The organism is Escherichia sp. UTM R2, from assembly GCF_048593455.1.
In the GTDB taxonomy this organism is placed as follows: domain Bacteria; phylum Pseudomonadota; class Gammaproteobacteria; order Enterobacterales; family Enterobacteriaceae; genus Escherichia; species Escherichia coli.
The window spans coordinates 4,233,804-4,250,518 of the sequence record NZ_JBFWDY010000002.1; the positions used below are offsets into that span (position 1 = coordinate 4,233,804).

Annotated in this window: 14 protein-coding genes and 1 pseudogene; 7 read left to right on the plus strand and 8 right to left on the minus strand. The window is 49.2% G+C overall.

Annotated features, from left to right (window positions below; genetic code table 11):
- Nucleotide 1 precedes the first annotated feature (1 nt).
- The 3 genes and pseudogenes from AB4H76_RS21295 (at nt 2) to AB4H76_RS21305 (ending at nt 3,433) form a co-directional block, all read left to right on the plus strand.
- Nucleotides 2–316 (plus strand): DUF485 domain-containing protein, encoded by a 315-nt coding sequence (locus AB4H76_RS21295; protein WP_001014565.1) that lies wholly within the window; start codon nt 2–4, stop codon nt 314–316.
- A complete protein-coding gene (actP, locus tag AB4H76_RS21300; protein WP_000832573.1) occupies nt 313–1,962 on the plus strand; it encodes a cation/acetate symporter ActP in 1,650 nt (549 codons plus the stop codon). The genes AB4H76_RS21295 and actP overlap by 4 nt, the downstream gene beginning before the upstream one ends.
- A 177-nt stretch (nt 1,963–2,139) precedes the next feature.
- Nucleotides 2,140–3,433: pseudogene (locus AB4H76_RS21305) on the plus strand (pentapeptide repeat-containing protein).
- 153 nt (nt 3,434–3,586) lie between these two features.
- On the opposite strand, the gene AB4H76_RS21310 reads toward AB4H76_RS21305, so the two are convergent.
- The 3 genes from AB4H76_RS21310 to soxR all read right to left on the minus strand — a co-directional run bounded on the left by AB4H76_RS21310 (nt 3,587) and on the right by soxR (nt 7,747).
- Complete coding sequence (locus AB4H76_RS21310) at nt 3,587–5,236, minus strand: Na+/H+ antiporter (protein ID WP_000402207.1); 1,650 nt, start codon at nt 5,234–5,236, stop codon at nt 3,587–3,589.
- 151 nt (nt 5,237–5,387) lie between these two features.
- Nucleotides 5,388–6,737 carry a guanine/hypoxanthine transporter GhxP gene (gene ghxP / locus AB4H76_RS21315; protein WP_000106882.1) on the minus strand — a complete coding sequence of 450 codons (1,350 nt, stop codon included), beginning with the start codon at nt 6,735–6,737 and terminating at the stop codon, nt 5,388–5,390.
- A gap of 545 nt (nt 6,738–7,282) precedes the next feature.
- Entirely contained in the window at nt 7,283–7,747 is a 465-nt protein-coding gene (gene soxR / locus AB4H76_RS21320; RefSeq protein ID WP_000412428.1) for a redox-sensitive transcriptional activator SoxR, read from the minus strand.
- Between the two features lie 85 nt (nt 7,748–7,832).
- Between soxR and soxS the strand changes: the two genes are divergently transcribed.
- The gene (gene soxS, locus AB4H76_RS21325) at nt 7,833–8,156 is read left to right on the plus strand and encodes a superoxide response transcriptional regulator SoxS (RefSeq protein ID WP_000019358.1); all 324 of its coding nucleotides are present in this window, start codon (nt 7,833–7,835) and stop codon (nt 8,154–8,156) included.
- Between the two features lie 2 nt (nt 8,157–8,158).
- Here the strand turns inward: soxS and pdeC are convergent, their stop codons facing one another.
- The gene (gene pdeC / locus AB4H76_RS21330) at nt 8,159–9,745 is read right to left on the minus strand and encodes a c-di-GMP phosphodiesterase PdeC (RefSeq protein ID WP_000019549.1); all 1,587 of its coding nucleotides are present in this window, start codon (nt 9,743–9,745) and stop codon (nt 8,159–8,161) included.
- Between the two features lie 429 nt (nt 9,746–10,174).
- On the opposite strand from pdeC, the gene AB4H76_RS21335 reads away from it, so the two are divergent.
- Nucleotides 10,175–10,456, plus strand: coding sequence for a YjcB family protein (locus AB4H76_RS21335; RefSeq protein ID WP_001295689.1), 282 nt, complete (start codon nt 10,175–10,177; stop codon nt 10,454–10,456).
- Nucleotides 10,457–10,554: 98 nt separating this feature from the next.
- Here AB4H76_RS21335 and ssb1 read toward each other — a convergent pair whose 3' ends face one another.
- Nucleotides 10,555–11,091, minus strand: coding sequence for a single-stranded DNA-binding protein SSB1 (gene ssb1 / locus AB4H76_RS21340; RefSeq protein ID WP_000168305.1), 537 nt, complete (start codon nt 11,089–11,091; stop codon nt 10,555–10,557).
- Nucleotides 11,092–11,344: 253 nt separating this feature from the next.
- On the opposite strand from ssb1, the gene uvrA reads away from it, so the two are divergent.
- Entirely contained in the window at nt 11,345–14,167 is a 2,823-nt protein-coding gene (gene uvrA / locus AB4H76_RS21345; RefSeq protein WP_000357740.1) for an excinuclease ABC subunit UvrA, read from the plus strand.
- A 34-nt stretch (nt 14,168–14,201) separates the two neighbouring features.
- Here the strand turns inward: uvrA and AB4H76_RS21350 are convergent, their stop codons facing one another.
- From AB4H76_RS21350 to aphA, 3 genes are all read right to left on the minus strand, one after another.
- The gene (locus tag AB4H76_RS21350) at nt 14,202–14,558 is read right to left on the minus strand and encodes an MmcQ/YjbR family DNA-binding protein (RefSeq protein WP_077492758.1); all 357 of its coding nucleotides are present in this window, start codon (nt 14,556–14,558) and stop codon (nt 14,202–14,204) included.
- A gap of 3 nt (nt 14,559–14,561) precedes the next feature.
- Nucleotides 14,562–14,978, minus strand: coding sequence for a secondary thiamine-phosphate synthase enzyme YjbQ (locus AB4H76_RS21355; RefSeq protein ID WP_077492759.1), 417 nt, complete (start codon nt 14,976–14,978; stop codon nt 14,562–14,564).
- A 110-nt stretch (nt 14,979–15,088) separates the two neighbouring features.
- On the minus strand, nt 15,089–15,802 hold the full coding sequence (gene aphA, locus AB4H76_RS21360; RefSeq protein ID WP_001315956.1) for an acid phosphatase AphA: 714 nt from the start codon (nt 15,800–15,802) through the stop codon (nt 15,089–15,091).
- A 401-nt stretch (nt 15,803–16,203) separates the two neighbouring features.
- Here aphA and AB4H76_RS21365 point away from each other — a divergent pair, with 401 nt between their 5' ends.
- Nucleotides 16,204–16,407, plus strand: coding sequence for a protein YjbS (locus tag AB4H76_RS21365; RefSeq protein WP_001321562.1), 204 nt, complete (start codon nt 16,204–16,206; stop codon nt 16,405–16,407).
- The last annotated feature ends 308 nt before the right edge of the window (nt 16,408–16,715 follow it).

Genomic DNA, 16,715 nt, shown 5'->3' on the forward strand with positions numbered 1-16,715 from the left:
GATGAATGGTACGATTTATCAGCGGATAGAAGACAATGCGCATTTCAGGGAGTTAGTCGAAAAACGGCAACGGTTTGCCACCATCCTGTCGATTATTATGCTGGCAGTTTATATCGGCTTTATTTTACTGATCGCCTTCGCGCCCGGCTGGCTGGGCACCCCGCTGAATCCGAACACCAGCGTCACACGCGGTATTCCGATTGGTGTTGGAGTGATTGTGATCTCCTTTGTTCTCACCGGTATCTACATCTGGCGGGCGAACGGCGAATTCGACCGTCTTAATAACGAAGTCCTGCATGAGGTACAAGCATCATGAAAAGAGTTCTGACGGCGCTTGCCGCCACACTCCCTTTCGCAGCTAACGCCGCGGATGCTATTAGCGGGGCCGTAGAGCGCCAGCCAACGAACTGGCAGGCGATTATTATGTTCCTGATTTTCGTCGTGTTTACGCTCGGCATTACTTACTGGGCATCAAAACGCGTACGTTCTCGTAGCGACTACTACACGGCAGGCGGCAATATCACAGGCTTCCAGAACGGGCTGGCGATTGCCGGTGACTATATGTCCGCCGCCTCATTTTTGGGGATCTCCGCACTGGTGTTTACCTCCGGCTATGACGGCTTAATTTACTCGCTGGGCTTCCTGGTGGGCTGGCCGATCATTTTGTTCCTGATTGCCGAACGTCTGCGTAACCTGGGACGCTACACCTTTGCCGATGTAGCCTCTTACCGCCTGAAACAAGGGCCGATTCGTATTCTTTCGGCCTGTGGTTCTCTGGTGGTGGTGGCGCTTTACCTTATCGCTCAGATGGTAGGCGCAGGTAAACTGATCGAGCTGCTGTTTGGCCTTAACTATCACATTGCGGTGGTGCTGGTCGGCGTGCTGATGATGATGTATGTCCTGTTCGGCGGCATGCTGGCGACCACCTGGGTGCAAATTATTAAAGCCGTGCTGTTACTGTTCGGTGCCAGCTTTATGGCCTTTATGGTGATGAAACACGTTGGCTTTAGCTTCAACAATCTGTTCAGCGAAGCGATGGCGGTACACCCGAAAGGGGTCGACATCATGAAGCCGGGCGGGCTGGTGAAAGATCCGATCTCCGCGCTCTCTCTGGGTCTGGGACTGATGTTTGGTACGGCGGGCTTGCCGCACATTCTGATGCGCTTCTTTACAGTCAGCGATGCCCGCGAAGCACGTAAGAGCGTGTTCTACGCCACCGGGTTTATGGGCTACTTCTATATTCTGACCTTTATTATCGGCTTCGGCGCGATCATGCTGGTTGGTGCGAATCCGGAATATAAAGACGCGGCGGGCCATCTGATTGGTGGTAACAACATGGCGGCCGTTCACCTGGCGAATGCAGTGGGCGGCAACCTGTTCCTCGGTTTTATTTCAGCGGTTGCTTTCGCCACTATCCTCGCGGTGGTTGCGGGTCTGACGCTGGCGGGCGCATCCGCGGTTTCGCATGACTTGTACGCTAACGTCTTCAAAAAAGGCGCGACCGAACGTGAAGAGCTGCGGGTATCAAAAATCACCGTACTGATCCTCGGCGTGATTGCGATTATCCTCGGCGTGCTGTTTGAGAATCAGAACATCGCCTTTATGGTGGGGCTGGCGTTTGCCATCGCGGCGAGCTGTAACTTCCCGATCATTCTGCTTTCTATGTACTGGTCGAAACTGACCACGCGTGGCGCGATGATGGGTGGCTGGCTGGGGCTGATTACCGCAGTAGTACTGATGATCCTCGGCCCGACGATTTGGGTACAGATCCTTGGTCACGAAAAAGCCATCTTCCCGTATGAATACCCGGCGCTGTTCTCTATCACCGTGGCATTCCTCGGCATCTGGTTCTTCTCGGCAACCGATAACTCAGCGGAAGGGGCGCGCGAGCGTGAACTGTTCCGCGCGCAGTTTATCCGCTCCCAGACCGGCTTTGGCGTTGAGCAAGGCCGCGCACATTAATCTCTCCCCTTCCCCGGTCGCCTGACCGGGGAATACTCTTCCTCTCCAGCATGCATCACCTTTTCCCAAAATATTAAACAAATAAACTCATTAAAAAATGAGCGATTTTTGACAGTCGTAGAAAATGATAATGCAGAGAATATGCCTTTTCTTTCTTGTTAATTATAAGGATATTTTATGTGCTACAATGGTTTAAATAATATGTTTTTCCCTCTTTGCCAGATTAACGATAACCACTCTATCACAAGTCCATCACATACAAAGAAAACAAAATCAGATAATTACAGAAAACATCATAAAAGCACGTTAATTGACAATAAAGCCCTCTCTCTTTTCAAGATGGATGATCATGAAAAAGTGATAGGCTTGATTCAGAAAATGAAAAGAATTTATGATAGTTTACCATCAGGAAAAATCACGAAGGAAACGGACAGGAAAATACATAAACATTTTATAGATATAGCTTTATATGCAAATAATAAATGTGACGATAGAATTACGAGAAGAGTTTACCTTAGTAAAGAAAAGGAAGTATCCATTAAGGTGGTATATTATTATAAATAATGTCGCCGTCCATAATAATACTATCGAAATTCCACAGACAGTAAATGGTGGTTACGATTTTTCACACCTTAGCCTGAAAGGTATCGTGATTAAAGATGAAGATTTATCCAATTCGAATTTTGCAGGTTGCAGACTACAAAACGCTATTTTCCAGGACTGTAATATGTATAAAACGAATTTTTATTACGCCATAATGGAAAAAATACTTTTTGATAATTGTATTCTCGATGACTCAAATTTCGCTCAGATAAAAATGGCCGACGGAACTCTAAATGCATGCTCCGCTATGCATGTTCAATTCTACAATGCAGCAATGAATAGAGCCAATATTAAAAATACCTTTCTTGACTATTCAAATTTTTATATGGCGTACATGGCTGAGGTAAATCTTTATAAAGTAATAGCGCCATATATTAATTTATTTAAAGCCGACCTTAGTTTCTCTAAACTCGATTTAATTAACTTTGAACATGCTGATCTGTCTCGCGTCAATCTGAACAAAGCAATCCTCCAGAATATAAACTTAATTGATAGCAAACTCTTTTGTACGTGGCTAACAAATACATTCCTCGAAATGGTTATATGTACCGACTCTAATATGGCTAATGTTAATTTTAATAATGCCAATTTAAGCAATTGCCATTTCAACTGTTCTGTTTTAACAAAAGCCTGGATGTTTAATATCCGTCTCTATCGTGTTAATTTCGATGAGGCTAGCGTCCAGGGAATGGGTATTACCATTCTCCGTGGTGAGGAAAATATCTCCATTAATAGTGATACCCTGGTAACACTACAGAAATTCTTTGAAGAAGATTGTACCTCTCATACTGGCATGTCACAAACTGAGGATAATATTAATGCAGTCGCTATGAAGATTACTGCAGATATTATGCAACACGCAGATTGAGGTTAAGTCGAAGAACAGCCAATGAATTGACTTTACAAGAGAGATAACTTATTTGTTTTAGAATCATGAATGTTAGCCCGAGCTAACCTGTTAAAGGTGCAAAAGATTGCACCTTTTTCAGATTACCTCGGGCCTGGTTACGTCGCTTTCGGCTTACTGATTTTCCTCAATTAGCAACGCTTCAAGCAAATCGAGATCGTGCAGTAATTTTTGCAGCGTTTCGTTGCTGATCTCCCGCGTGGCGCGCAGGTGGTAAAGTTCAGCACGTTCAGAACGCAATGCCGCCAGACGGAAGCGACGCTCAAGGTTCTCTTCCTGCACGGAACTTTCAACGTCGTTACGTCCATCGGCGCGACGACGCAGGTTACCAATGACGCGAGAACTGACCTCCGTAAGCAGCTGGTTATCGATATTCTCTTCGGTATCCGCCGCCAGACGCTCCTCCATTTTCTGGATCGCCACAATCGCCACTTCTGCCGTTGCCGCTCGCGCAATACGTTCCTCTTTCAATTGTTGCGAATGATCCGCGACTTCAATGTGTTGTAGCAGAATAGGCAACATCACCACGCCGACAAACAGCGAGAAGAGAATGACGCCAGCCGCCAGGAACACCAGCTCATAGCGCGCCGGGAAGACGTTACCATCCGGCAAGAGCAGCGGGATAGAGAGCACACCGGCCAGAGTGATCGCCCCACGCACCCCGGCGAAAGACGCGATCAGGATTTCTCGTGTGGTCCACGAACCAAACTCCATCGGCTTCTTCTTCAGGAAGCGGTTACTGAACTTTTTCATCGTCCACAGCCAGCCGAAACGGACCAGCATCAGCGCCGCATATATCAGAATAATATCGGTAAACAGCATCCAGATTTCGACGTTAGGGTCGATTTCTGCCGCCATCAGCGACGTCTCCAGAATACCCGGCAGCTGCAGACCTAACAGCAGGAACACCATGCCGTTAAAGACAAATTCCAGCATCGCCCAGGTGCTGTTTGCGCGCAGGCGCATTGCCAGCGGCGCACGGCGCATCACACCGGAGCGGGTGATGGTCATCCCGGCGGCAACCGCAGCGAGGATGCCCGAAACGCCAATATGTTCGGCAATCAGATAAGAAGCGAATGGCAGCAAGAACAGCAGAACAATCTGCGTCGCGGGTTCATCACCGCCCCAGCGGCTGAGGAATCGCAGCGAGCGACCATACAGCCAGCTCACCACAAAACCGGCAAGAATACCGCCAATGGCTACTTTCATAAATTCGACCGTCGCACCGCCGACGGTGAAGATCATCGTCCCCATCGCCACTGCCACGGCAAACTTCAACGACACCAGGCCGGAAGCGTCATTCATCAACGCTTCGCCCTGCAAAATGCCCATGATTTTTTTCGGGATGCGCCCTTCGCCAACAATCCCGGAGAGCGCCACAGCATCGGTCGGAGAAAGTACCGCCGCCAGCGCAAAGGCGGGGATCAGCGGAATGCCCGGCACCACCCAGTAAATAAGGAAGCCAATGCCGACCACGGTGACCACCACCAGCGCCAGCGCGAGGCCGAAAATCTCTCGACCATGTTCGAGAAATTCACGGGTCGGCGTTTTCCAGCCATCAGCGAACAGCAACGGCGGGATAAACAAGACTAAAAAGAGTTCAGGATCAAACTCCACATGCAAACCAAACGTCGGCCACGCCAGTAGCGCACCGATGGCGATTTGCATAAGCGGAAGCGGGATCTGAAAGGGCATGACACGAGTGACCACCCCGGACAGCGAGACCACGAGGGTCATTATCAGTATGGTGAAGAAGATTTCCATGCGTTCCCTGTTTGCGATGTTTTTTTATGATCTGAGAAAGGCGTTATGCCTGAATTCTCATTTTTTCAGAATATCGCAAAAGCTCACACAATGTGCGGAGAAAATAAAAACGGGCAGCCATTGCCACCCGTTTTCAGAATCCGATGAAAGATTAGATAGCCCAGCCACCCGCATAGAAGGTCACCAGCGCCACGGCGATAACGACCGTACCGATGTTCAACTTGCGCCATTCGCCGGAAACCAGACGACCAATCACCAGAGTCGCGAAGCCGATCATGATGCCTGTTACGATGTTACAGGTCAGCACGATGAATACCGCCGTAACCAGACCCGCCATCGCATCAACAAAATCAGCAAAGTCGATTTTCGCCACGTTGCTCAGCATCAGCAGGCCAACGTACATCAGCGCCGGAGCCGTTGCATACCCCGGAACGAGGTAAGAGAGCGGAGAGAGGAACAGAATCAGCAGGAACAGCACGCCAACGGTGATAGCCGTCAAACCGGTTTTACCGCCCGCCGCCGTACCCGCCGCAGACTCGATGTATACCGCTGCCGGAGCTGCACCCACCAGGCCAGAGAAAACGCTGCTCATGGAGTCAGTGGTCAGTGCTTTCCCACCGTCGATAATTTGCCCATCTTTATCCAGCAGGTTCGCCTGGCCGGCGACGGCACGGATAGTTCCGGTGGCATCAAATACTGCCGTCATTACCAGCGCCAGAACGCTTGGCAGGACTACAGGATTCAGCGCGCCCATAATGTCCAGGCTGCCAATCAGTGAGTTGCCGTTTTCATCGCTCAATGAAGGCATGGCGAAAACGCCGGAGAAATGGACGTTAGGATCGAAGATCAAACCGACAATTGAGATACCGATAATGGTCAGCAGAATGCCACCAGGGACTTTCAGTTTTTCCAGGCCGATGATCACCGCCAGACCTACCAGTGACATAATCACCGGGAAGGTCGCGAAATCACCCAGCGCAACGGGCAGACCATCAAGCGGGTTTTTAATCACCAGACCGACACCGTTAGCGGCAATGAGCAGCAGGAACAGACCGATACCAATCCCCGTGCCGTGCGCCACACCGTGAGGCAAGTTGCGCAAAATCCAGCTACGGATACCCGTGGCAGAAATTACCGTAAACAGCACACCCATCAGGAACACGGCACCCAGCGCGACAGGTACGCTAATATGTTGCCCCAGCACCAGGCTGAATGCGGTAAACGCCGTCAGGGAGATGGCGCAACCAATCGCCAACGGCAGATTAGCCCACAGACCCATCACGATAGAACCGAGTCCGGCAACCAGACAGGTTGCAACGAAAACTGCCGCAGGCGGGAAGCCTGCTTTACCCAACATACCTGGAACGACGATGACCGAGTAGACCATCGCCAGAAACGTTGTTAACCCGGCAACCACTTCCTGACGGACAGTGCTTCCACGTTGTGAAATTTTAAACCAGGCGTCGAGTGAACCGCCGGTACGCGCTGATGGCGTAGACATAAGAAAACATCCCCTGAGAGTTTAATTTTCGTCAAGATGCGTGGCGGACAATCCCCTGCCAGCGAAACGTTATCTTCCTGCTCCAGGTTTGCGACAATTTGCTGCGTCGCAAAAAAGCAAACGTTTAGCTCCGCGCATACAAAACGGGTGGTAAAAAAAGCAAACGATTATCCGGCGATCATAGCGGCTTTTTCAACCGAAGTTTGCTGCTTTTTTCTCTTTTATTGTCTTGACGATGAAAAACCAGGCAATTGATGCGCAAACGTTATCGTCGGTGCGCAAGATTGCAGCGTTATCGAGCCGTATACCGTTCAGGATTGCGATAAAAAATCGTCTGAGATGACAAAAATATTGCGGTTAAAAAGTATACTTTTACACTGGCGAAGAAACGTCGGTGACATACAATTAAAGCATCAACACCAACCGGAACCTCCACCACGTGCTCGAATGAGGTGTGTTGACGTCGGGGGAAACCCTCCTGTGTACCAGCGGGATAGAGAGAAAGACAAAGACCGGAAAACAAACTAAAGCGCCCTTGTGGCGCTTTAGTTTTGTTCATCTTCCAGCAAGCGTGCGCCGGTACCTTCTTCTCCTAAGCGGTCGCCCGGGTTACGCAACGGGCAATCACTGCGCGAAAGGCAGCCACAACCAATACATCCGTCCAGTTCGTCACGCAGCGCCACTAAGGTATGAATGCGCCGATCCAACTCTTCTCGCCATTGGGACGAAAGCTGTTTCCACTCTTTCGCACTTAACGTATGCCCTTCGGGCAACACGCCAAACGCTTCACCAATGGTCGCCAGCGGAATGCCAATACGCTGAGCAATTTTGATAATTGCAACATATCGCAACACATCACGTTTATATCGCCGCTGATTGCCGCTGTTACGGATACTGGTAATCAACCCTTTACTTTCATAGAAATGCAGCGCCGATACCGCCACACCGCTGCGTTTCGCCACTTCGCCGGGGGTTAGCAGCGCTTTAATGCGGGGTAATTTCTTTTCCATAAATCGCTTTACCTCAAGTTAACTTGAGGAATTATACTCCCCAACAGATGAATTAACGAACTGAACACTGAAAAGAGGCAGATTTATGTCCCATCAGAAAATTATTCAGGATCTTATCGCATGGATTGACGAGCATATTGACCAGCCGCTTAACATTGATGTAGTCGCAAAAAAATCAGGCTATTCAAAGTGGTACTTGCAACGAATGTTCCGCACGGTGACGCATCAGACGCTTGGCGATTACATTCGCCAACGTCGCCTGTTACTGGCCGCCGTTGAGTTGCGCACCACCGAGCGTCCGATTTTTGATATCGCAATGGACCTGGGTTATGTCTCGCAGCAGACCTTCTCCCGCGTTTTCCGTCGGCAGTTTGATCGCACTCCCAGCGATTATCGCCACCGCCTGTAGTTTTATTGCCCGCGCGTTAACTCCCGCGCGGGTAATTGCTCCATCCATTGCATAAACACCTGCGGCGGCATCGCCTTCGCAAAGAACCATCCCTGGCAATAGCGCACGCCGCGTTTGCGCAGCCAGTTAACCTGCTCCTCAGTTTCGACGCCTTCAGCGATCGTTTTTAACCCCAGGCTGTGCGCCAGCTCGATGATGTGTTCCGCAATCAAATGACTGGTTTTGTGGGTGGTCAGCGTTTCAACAAACGATTTGTCGATTTTCAAAATATCGACATTCAATGATTTAAGGTTATGCAAGTTAGAGTAGCCAATACCAAAATCATCAATTGCCACTTCGTAACCTGCCTGGCGGAAAGCCAGAATAATCGGCGTCATTTTTTCGACATCAAGAAATGCATGCTCAGTCACTTCAAATTTAATTTGCTGCGGACGCACCGCGTATTGCTCTGTTTTCTGATTGATTCGCGCTATCAACCGTGACGTATGAAAATCGGAGGCCGACAGGTTAATAGAAACATAGCGATCTGCATGTGTTGCCAGGTAATCGCCCAGATCGCGGAAGACATTATCAATAACATAATCAGTTATCTGTTCTATCATCCCCTCCTTTTCTGCCAGCGGAATAAACTCTGCCGGATTCATTATTTGCCCCTGCTCACCAGGCCAACGTAACAACGCTTCAGCGCCGATACATTTTTCTGTTTTGATATCGATTATTGGCTGGTAATAAAGACAAAGTTGATGTTTTTCGAGGGCGCGTTGCAATTTACGTTTGGGAGATAAATAGTTTTGTCGAATACGTAGCCAGAGTAATAGCAGAACAAGACTCCCCAAAATACCGGCGGGCAACGCAAAAATAAGATGATTATAAAAATGGGTTATAAGACGTTGATATGAAGTCGCAACAATGGCTGCAATTGGGCGTTTTGTCGAATAAACTGTCGCATATAAATAGCCATTTCTTTGTACGGTTAAATCCTTCAAATGAATCAGCGGAGAAAACGTTGCTGCCGAGGCCTCTTTGCTTAACGAGAAAAAGGTTTTCGTCACCGTATCATACACACCCCATTGCAATGTCGGGTCATCAGACATCACTTCACTCCAGAAGAGAGGGTTGATAACCGCCACATAATTTCCCCGCTGCATATAGGTCATTTTATAGCCAGAGAAAAAAGGCGTATCGCGGTAATAATAGATAGAAACGTTAGGTTCACGCTTATAATCGGCCGGTGCAATCGTATAGCCGTTTACAGGCGCTATCAGCGATGAGCATAAAAAATGGTTATCACGGGCATAGATCAATTCATTAATATAAAGATAGCCACGAATAATATTCAACATTCGCTTTTGATGGGCTGGAGTGCAAACTTGCCCCTGATAGCGTTCAGCTGCATCGCTCACTAAATCTGCCTGGCGAATGACCAGCTCGGATTTATCCAGTGCCAGTTGAGCAAAGGTTCGGAGCTGATTATTCACTTCTGATTTTGCCCAAAGGAAGGCAATCCATAGCGAAAGAATGATGGGAAAGAGAACTAAAAAGATAATGCCCGGCAACGCCAGTAATTGGTGTCGTGCACGATGACTCATTGCTATCAATTTCCTGCCTGTTTATACCCGGCCATTGCAAGGTGAAAACCCTGGGTACCGACGTCTTTAGATAAATCTTACGGTATAAATAGCACTTTTGCCTGATTTGAAATTGATACCTTTCTAATCGTCACCTGGATGAAAATAATTCATTGATATTCAAAATTAATTTCCTACAGGAATGCAGAGGCGGCGGGAAGATATGCCCTTAATGCCACTGAAAAACCACATAATCTGTACAGCAATAAAAGTCACGGCCTAATATGGCTAACAAACAATCAATTGTGATATAGTTCACAAAATTAATGAAACAAACAGAGTGTTTCATTTTTGTGTTCTGCAAGCCCCGCGATAGCCAGAGTGTACCACGCCTCCCGTGAACAACGCCGCGCTGTCCAGGGCATCGGCTCTTTTCAGAGGAATTGTTTGATGGCTACCCTCACCACTGGCGTGGTTCTTCTTCGCTGGCAACTTCTTAGTGCCGTAATGATGTTTCTGGCCAGCACACTCAACATCCGTTTTCGTCGGTCTGATTATGTCGGGCTTGCGGTGATCAGCAGCGGTCTGGGCGTTGTTTCCGCCTGTTGGTTCGCAATGGGGTTGCTTGGCATCACAATGGCGGACATCACCGCTATCTGGCACAACATCGAGTCGGTGATGATAGAAGAGATGAATCAGACACCGCCACAATGGCCAATGATTTTGACCTGATACGTAGAAGCCTCCATAACGGAGGCTTCTTTTTTATGGCTGGCAGATGCTTTAATCATCCACCTTAAAACAATATAACCTATTGTTTTAATGACAAATCAGAACGGAATGTCATCATCAAAGTCCATCGGCGGCTCGTTAGACGGCGCTGCCGGAGCGGACTGCTGCGGGCGAGACTGCGCGCCGCCGCTGAACTGATTGCCACCCTGCGGCTGCTGAGGCTGACCCCAACCGCCCTGCGGCTGACCACCACCGATATTGCCACCTGCCGGAGCGCCACCACCCTGACGACCACCCAGCATCTGCATGGTGCCGCCAACGTTCACCACGACTTCTGTGGTGTAGCGATCCTGACCGGATTGATCGGTCCATTTACGGGTACGCAGCTGACCTTCGATATAAACCTGAGAACCTTTACGCAGATATTCGCTCGCCACTTCTGCCAGTTTGCCGAACAGCACAACGCGGTGCCATTCAGTCTGTTCTTTCATCTCGCCGGTCGCTTTATCACGCCAGGATTCGGAAGTAGCCAGCGTAATGTTGGCAACTGCGCCACCATTTGGCATGTAGCGTACTTCCGGGTCCTGACCCAGATTACCAACGAGAATAACCTTGTTTACGCCTCTGCTGGCCATGTTCGTGTCTCCTGAAAAAAATCGTTCTGAATAAGTGTAAACGCGCGATTGTACCATTACCAATAGCGCTTTTACTATGTTGTGACCTCGGTTCCGGGAAACAAACCTGGCCAGACATTGTTACACAACACTCCGGGTAATGCATTCCAATACTGTATATTCATTCAGGTCAATTTGTGTCATAATTAACCGTTTGTGATCGCCGGTAGCACCATGCCACCGGGCAAAAAAGCGTTTAATCCGGGAAAGGTGAATGGATAAGATCGAAGTTCGGGGCGCCCGCACCCATAATCTCAAAAACATCAACCTCGTTATCCCCCGCGACAAGCTCATTGTCGTGACCGGGCTTTCGGGTTCTGGCAAATCCTCGCTCGCTTTCGACACCTTATATGCCGAAGGGCAGCGCCGTTACGTTGAATCCCTTTCCGCCTACGCGCGGCAGTTTCTGTCACTGATGGAAAAGCCGGACGTCGATCATATTGAGGGGCTTTCTCCTGCCATCTCAATTGAGCAGAAATCGACGTCTCATAACCCGCGTTCTACGGTGGGGACAATCACCGAAATCCACGACTATTTGCGTTTGTTGTTCGCCCGCGTTGGCGAGCCGCGCTGTCCGGACCACGACGTCCCGCTGGCGGCGCAAACCGTCAGCCAGATGGTGGATAACGTGCTGTCGCAGCCGGAAGGCAAGCGTCTGATGCTACTCGCGCCAATCATTAAAGAGCGCAAAGGCGAACACACCAAAACGCTGGAGAACCTGGCAAGCCAGGGCTACATCCGTGCTCGTATTGATGGCGAAGTCTGCGATCTTTCCGATCCGCCAAAACTGGAACTGCAAAAGAAACATACCATTGAAGTGGTGGTTGATCGCTTCAAGGTGCGTGACGATCTTACCCAACGTCTTGCCGAGTCATTTGAAACCGCGCTGGAGCTTTCCGGTGGTACCGCGGTAGTGGCGGATATGGACGACCCGAAAGCGGAAGAGCTGCTGTTCTCCGCCAACTTCGCCTGCCCAATTTGCGGCTACAGTATGCGTGAACTGGAGCCGCGACTGTTTTCGTTTAACAACCCGGCGGGGGCCTGCCCGACCTGCGACGGCCTTGGCGTACAGCAATATTTCGATCCTGATCGAGTGATCCAGAATCCGGAACTGTCGCTGGCTGGTGGTGCGATCCGTGGCTGGGATCGCCGCAACTTCTATTATTTCCAGATGCTGAAATCGCTGGCAGATCACTATAAGTTCGACGTCGAAGCGCCGTGGGGCAGCCTGAGCGCGAACGTGCATAAAGTGGTGTTGTACGGTTCTGGCAAAGAAAACATTGAATTCAAATACATGAACGATCGTGGCGATACCTCCATTCGTCGTCATCCGTTCGAAGGCGTGCTGCATAATATGGAGCGCCGCTATAAAGAGACGGAATCCAGCGCGGTACGCGAAGAATTAGCCAAGTTTATCAGTAATCGTCCGTGCGCCAGCTGCGAAGGGACGCGTCTGCGTCGGGAAGCGCGCCACGTGTATGTCGAGAATACGCCGCTGCCTGCTATCTCCGACATGAGCATTGGTCATGCGATGGAATTCTTCAACAATCTCAAACTCGCAGGTCAGCGGGCGAAGATTGCAGAAAAAATCCTTAAAGAGATCGGCGATCGTCTGAAATTCCTCGTTAACGTCGGCCTGAATTACCTGACGCTTTCCCGCTCGGCAGAAACGCTTTCTGGCGGTGAAGCACAGCGTATCCGTCTGGCGAGCCAGATTGGTGCGGGCCTGGTTGGCGTTATGTACGTGCTGGACGAGCCGTCTATCGGCCTGCACCAGCGTGATAACGAGCGCCTGTTGGGTACGCTTATCCATCTGCGCGATCTCGGTAATACCGTGATTGTGGTGGAACACGACGAAGACGCAATTCGCGCCGCTGACCATGTGATCGACATTGGCCCGGGCGCAGGTGTTCACGGCGGTGAAGTGGTCGCAGAAGGTCCGCTGGAAGCGATTATGGCGGTGCCGGAGTCGTTGACCGGGCAGTACATGAGCGGCAAACGCAAGATTGAAGTGCCGAAGAAACGCGTTCCGGCGAATCCGGAAAAAGTGCTGAAGCTGACAGGCGCACGCGGCAACAACCTGAAGGACGTGACGCTGACGCTGCCGGTGGGTCTGTTTACCTGCATCACCGGGGTTTCAGGTTCCGGTAAATCGACGCTGATTAACGACACGCTGTTCCCTATTGCCCAACGCCAGTTGAATGGTGCGACCATCGCCGAACCGGCACCGTATCGCGATATTCAGGGGCTGGAGCATTTCGACAAAGTGATCGATATCGACCAAAGCCCAATTGGTCGTACTCCGCGTTCTAACCCGGCGACCTATACCGGCGTGTTTACACCTGTGCGCGAACTTTTTGCGGGCGTACCGGAATCCCGTGCGCGTGGTTATACGCCAGGACGTTTCAGCTTTAACGTCCGTGGCGGACGCTGCGAAGCCTGTCAGGGCGACGGTGTGATCAAAGTGGAGATGCACTTCCTGCCGGACATTTACGTACCGTGCGACCAGTGTAAAGGTAAACGCTATAACCGTGAAACGCTGGAAATTAAGTACAAAGGCAAAACCATCCACGAAGTGCTGGATATGACCATCGAAGAGGCGCGTGAGTTCTTTGATGCCGTACCTGCACTGGCGCGTAAGCTGCAAACGTTGATGGACGTTGGCCTGACGTACATTCGCCTGGGGCAGTCCGCAACCACCCTTTCTGGTGGTGAAGCCCAGCGCGTGAAGCTGGCGCGTGAGCTGTCAAAACGCGGCACCGGGCAGACACTGTATATTCTCGACGAGCCGACCACCGGTTTGCACTTCGCCGATATTCAGCAACTGCTCGACGTGCTGCATAAACTGCGCGATCAGGGCAATACCATTGTGGTAATTGAGCACAATCTCGACGTGATTAAAACCGCTGACTGGATTGTCGACCTGGGACCGGAAGGCGGCAGTGGCGGCGGCGAGATCCTCGTCTCCGGTACGCCAGAAACCGTCGCGGAGTGCGAAGCTTCGCATACGGCGCGCTTCCTCAAGCCGATGCTGTAATCGTTAAGGCCGCTTTCTGAGCGGCCTTTTCCTTTCAGAGTTGCATCAGCAATTTACGTTTTTCTTCCGGCAGCAAATTCACCGCCTGCTGATAAGACGCATCCACCAGATAATAGATTTGCGAATCTGGCAGCGAACCGTCGAGATACACGGTGCTCCAGTGCGCTTTATTCAGATGGCGGCTTGGACGCACATCGCTGTGCTGCTGACGTAGCAGCTCCGCCAGCTCCGGGCTGGTTTTCAGCGAAACAGCTGGGCGATTTTCTACTTCTTTCACCATCGCAAACAGTACATCTTCCACTTTGATCTGCGTCGCTTTCCAGTCGTTATGCACGCTCTGTTCTGCGCCTGGTTTTGCCATGCAATATTGTAGCAACTCCGAAATGGTCATTTTTTACTCCCCTTGTAGTGTCGCGATGATGCGACGCGGTCCGCCGTGGATGCGATGTTCCCCCAGCCAGATGCCTTGCCAGGTGCCGGTCTGAATACGCCCTTTATGTACCGGCAATACAAGCGATGTTCCCAGCATTGAGGATTTGATATGAGAAGGCATATCGTCTGCTCCCTCATAGTCATGCTCATAATTTCCGTTGTCGGGAACGGTGCGGAGGAAAAAACGCTCCATGTCGTGGCGTACGGTGGGATCGCAGTTCTCATTAAGTGTCAGAGAGGCGGAGGTATGTTGCAGCAACAGATGCAGTAAGCCGATGTTAACGCGCGGCATATCAGCCAGCTGATTCAGAATTTCATCCGTTACCAGATGAAACCCACGAGATTTGGCGCTAAGCGTGAGCGTCTTTTGATACCACATGTGCTGCTCCTTGATAAAACTCTCTTAATCAGTTTGCAGCAAGACAGCGAAAGGATAAAGGTGTGATTAAAAAAACAGCATTCGGGAGAGCATCACGCTCTCCCGCTCTGTCAGTATTCTGAATTGACGATCACCTCTTCACCAAACGCACCCGCTTGTGGCAAGGGTTTGTAGGTAGAGTTGGAGGCGCGCAGAATGCGGATACCACGAGCGCCGATATCGCGTGCGGCGGTAATATCGTTATCGGAATCGCCATAAAAAATTCGGATATTTTTATCCTGCAGCCATTGCGATTTTGTATTTTGCCCTGGTTTATCGCCCGCAAAGATTACTGGATTCATGTTGGTGGCAGGAATATGAAAATTATCCGCCAGCGTTTTTGAAACCGTTTCTGTTTTCGTCGGGCTACGACCAGTCACAAAGAAGATCGCGTCACCGCGGCGTACATGCATATCAATCAGCTGGCGAGCGACCTCTTTTGGAATGCTGAATTCATCCCAGCCATTGTTCATTTTTTCCCAGAACACAGGATTTTTCAGATAATCTTCGCTTTCTGGCGAGAAGGTTTTTTTGCCGCGCCAGAAGCCCGGACTGGAAAAAAGTACCGTGTCATCGATATCAAACCCCACCGCCATTGGCGGACGCCCTGCGAGGCTATTTTCAATTTGTGCGACCGAAACCCAATGAATGGGTGCCTGTTCAGCAAGCCTGGCAACGTTAGTCCCAGGGTTAAGCGGTGAAGGAGATGAGGCCAGGGCAACAGCGGAACTGTTTAGAGCGAACAATAAGCAAACGGCACTGATTGCCTGTGTGATCTTGCGCATATTTTTCCCTAAATAGTCAGTATGTTGAAACTTTTTATTGTGAGATTTGTTGCAAAAACCATCTGACCATAACGCCAGCTGCCGGGGAAAGGAAGGATTATCTGCGGTTTTTGTGATGAAAAGCAGGATGATTATATTTAACCCAGTAAATACGTTCCTGTCTTTTTTTGTATAAAAAATGTTTATTACTCGATGTAAGGATACATTAATTTTACGTTTATTATGATGAATCCTCGGCAAATGAGCGAAATTTGATAGAACATTTATCTGCTGTACGATTTAATGAACTTAATGATACAGCATTACAAAAACAATCGAAGTTTATAAAGATGATTTCTGATTGACCAGCCCCCTACCCTACAATGGTGATTAATTTTATTACTCGCGATGGAGATGATGATATGAATATATCATATGTGAATAGCAACAAAACGACATCTTTACCTGTTGAGCTAGATGCACTAAATAATAAAGATATCTCTTATGCCAAAGATTTCTTTTTATACATAGAAACACAGTTAAAAATTGCAAAAGATTTTTTAGACCTGGAGAAGAAGTATCAAGTTCTATTGCAAGTAAAGTTTTTCACGCATTTATTGATTTAGTTAACAAAATCAGGGGTAAGAAAGACTTTATGTATATTTGCACGCTTTGCTGTTTTGCCGAGGAGGTTAAAGGTGATTATTCTCATTACAGGACCTTTTTATTTGATATTGGTAATCAATATAAGGTTAAACTTACACAAAGCGGAAAAAAGAGTTCTCTTTAACATTAGAATTTAACGATACTATAATTGAATCTCAGAAAGTCACAGGCAATAAGGCAAAGCATATTCTTGAGGATATAGAAATATTCTATCGTAACAAACCCGATACTTATTATTAAATTTAATAATGGTTAGATGTGCAGAAAT